The organism is Endozoicomonas arenosclerae (assembly GCF_001562015.1).
GTDB classification, from domain to species: Bacteria; Pseudomonadota; Gammaproteobacteria; order Pseudomonadales; family Endozoicomonadaceae; genus Endozoicomonas_A; species Endozoicomonas_A arenosclerae.
In genome coordinates this window covers 1-2,187 of sequence record NZ_LASA01000261.1, presented here as the reverse complement: position 1 = coordinate 2,187, position 2,187 = coordinate 1, and the positions used below count along the sequence as shown (strand labels likewise).

Genomic DNA, 2,187 nt, shown 5'->3' with positions numbered 1-2,187 from the left:
CTTTACAAGAATATCTCTGTCTGTCAGGCTGTGAATCGTCCTTGCCTTGGCGGGTTATGTCTGAGCTGGCACAGTGAGGGCATTTCACCCCGTCAGGCCAGCGAATCTGGCGTATCTGTTCAAAGCACTTGGCGTTGTCGAGGAGGTCATAAAGTTTCATGACACTTTTGTACAAGAAAACGTCTTCTATTCATAGTCAAATAACTCGTCCTCAACCAGCTCCCCAGAATCCATTAAGAGCCAAAACTTTTAGGCTGTTTGACTTTTCAATATATGTTCATGTTTTTGCCCTGCCAGCTACCTTTTCCTTCCGCAGTAATCGGTTTTTTTGCTGATGCAGGGAACTTTTTTGGAATTCGGTGGTCTCATTATATGTAGGGAGGCAAAAAACCTTTCTACAGACTCCTTGTGTGTTTAGTGTTGGCAATAAAAGCAGAGCTGTGTTCCCCGATACAGCCTGCAGAGAACCGGTAACCGTCCCCCCTTGGTAGCCGGTTTTTTTTTGCCTGAAGGAAAACATGTGTGCCAGGTAAAAAGCAGTACGACATGCTTGGCAAAAAGATGAAAAAAATTTTCTTCTCTCGGGAACTTTCTCTAGATTGGGTTGTCTCAATATATGTAGGGAGGCAAAAACCTTTCTACAGACTCCTTGTGTGTTTAGTGTTGGCAATAGAAAGCAGAGCGGTGTTCCCCGACACTCTCTGCAATAGACCAGTTACCACCCCCCTTGGTAACTGGTTTTTTTTTGCCTGAAAAAAAACAGTTATTGGACGAGTGTCTTATGAAGAAATCTTCACTGTAAATTTCGGGAGTTGGGTCGATAGTCTAATTTGAGCGTGATAGGTCGGGAGCTGGTTCCTGGTCGATGGAACTTACCGAAATATTGACGGTCTGATGTTATGTGAGGGAAATACCTCCCCCGTTTTCTCTCACAACACTCCTTGTGTGTTTAGTGTGTTAACAAACTCCGTACCTCCATGTGACGGAGCTTGGTGCCCCAGTCATCTCCCCCCGATGACTGGGGCTTTTTTATTTACAGGGACGTAATGTATCCCAGAAATGCAGGAGCAATTTCTGGGATCTAAGAAGGGATGTAGCTTTTCCCTGTTACTCTTCTTCCAGCTCTTCCAATTCATCATCGTCTGCAAGTAACCAGGTATCCAGGCGCTGTGCCAGCTGGTCGACCCCGGCCTTTTTCAAAGCAGAAAACAGTTGCATGGAAATTTGTGGATACTCAGAGAGTTCTCTGCGGAGATTGTTCAGAGCCTGTTTTGCAACACCGGATTTCAGTTTGTCGCTCTTGGTCAGCAGAATGTGCAGAGGCATTTCCGACTCAATGCTCCACTGAACCATCATCCGGTCAAACTCTTTTAGCGGATGGCGAATATCGACCAGTAAAACCAGCCCCACCAGTGATTCCCGGTTGGTTAAATAATCATCCAGATGTTTTTGCCATTCTATTTTCATGGCTTCCGGGACTTTTGCATAACCGTAACCGGGAAGGTCAACCAAATGAATGCTGTCTTCAATGTTGAAGTAGTTCATCAGCTGAGTGCGTCCAGGGGTTTTACTGGTACGAGCGATCTTAGAACCCGTCAGGGTGTTCAAAGCGCTGGACTTACCCGCATTGGAACGACCCGCGAAAGCCACTTCCCGGCCGTTATCCGGTGGACAGAGTTTCAGCTTGGGGGCGCTGGTCAGGAATTTGGCCTTGCGATAGTTCAAACCGCTTCTGGGTTCACTCATGTGTCAGACCTGTCAGGAAGTTCCCTTAATGGGAGCTTCTCTATAGAAATGAAAAGTTGGCGCAATTTTGCTTGACTTGTGACCGGAATGGAATAGTTGCGTAGCATTCGCCGACAATTGGCAACCGGTTAACTTGTGCCCATTGCTTCAGGAAAAAACCTTTTTGTCTGACAGTAGCGAATTTACTGGGCTCGACGACCAGTATTTTCCAATCCTGAAATGAGCCTGAAGGCAGGTACTACTACCTAACCCTCGGCTTGTCGCTCATGAACTAATTGAAACAGGATTTCTCTGGCTTGTTGCAGCTTTCTGGCCGCTTCATTATCGGTCATGGCTTCCGCTTTGTCCTTTAGTTGGTCCAGTGTAATCCCTTCTTTCAGGTACTGTTCTGGTTCCTTCAGTGACAGGAACTTTTCGTAAGGGGTCATCATGTTTTCATAG

The 2,187-nt window shown here is 46.4% G+C and carries 3 protein-coding genes; all 3 read right to left on the bottom strand.

Annotation, left to right across the window (positions count from 1 at the left end):
• A partial coding sequence (locus tag WG89_RS33180) for a transposase (protein WP_172806691.1) occupies positions 1 to 160 on the bottom strand: 160 nt, incomplete at its 3' end.
• 947 nt (positions 161 to 1,107) lie between these two features.
• Positions 1,108 to 1,746 (bottom strand): ribosome biogenesis GTP-binding protein YihA/YsxC, encoded by a 639-nt coding sequence (yihA, locus tag WG89_RS28550; protein ID WP_062271183.1) that lies wholly within the window; start codon positions 1,744 to 1,746, stop codon positions 1,108 to 1,110.
• 245 nt (positions 1,747 to 1,991) lie between these two features.
• A partial coding sequence (locus WG89_RS28545) for a hypothetical protein (protein ID WP_062269480.1) occupies positions 1,992 to 2,187 on the bottom strand: 196 nt, incomplete at its 5' end.

Bases quoted from the DNA above. Each gene is read 5' to 3' on its own strand.
- yihA (WP_062271183.1), bottom strand. From the start codon at position 1,746: ATGAGTGAACCCAGAAGCGGTTTGAACTATCGCAAGGCCAAATTCCTG.